Below are 286 nucleotides of genomic sequence, written 5' to 3'. Positions count from 1 at the left end.
AGAAGCGCCTGGGCGGCAGCTTGCGGGTCGTCGGCCCCCATGATGGCCGATACGACGGCAACGCCCTCGGCCCCGGCAGCGATGCATGCCGCGGCATTGGAAGCGCCGATTCCACCGATGGCAACGGAGCGAAGGCCGACCGCTCTTGTGACTGCAGCAAGCCCCTCCAAGCCGATGGCCGCTCCGGAATTGGCCTTGGTGGCGGTCGTATAGACCGGTCCGACCCCGATATAATCGGCGCCGGAAAGAGCCTCTCGGGACGCCTCGTGTTCCGACGCATTGCCGA

Annotated in this window: 1 protein-coding gene; it reads right to left on the bottom strand. The window is 66.8% G+C overall.

What is annotated here, in order from left to right; translation table 11 throughout:
- The coding region (locus tag CH341_RS32245) for a thiamine phosphate synthase (RefSeq protein ID WP_146604752.1) at positions 1 to 286 on the bottom strand (286 nt) is incomplete at both ends.

The sequence above is a fragment of the Rhodoplanes roseus genome (assembly GCF_003258865.1).
Taxonomy (GTDB): domain Bacteria; phylum Pseudomonadota; class Alphaproteobacteria; order Rhizobiales; family Xanthobacteraceae; genus Rhodoplanes; species Rhodoplanes roseus.
This window is presented reverse-complemented; position numbering and strand designations above follow the sequence as displayed.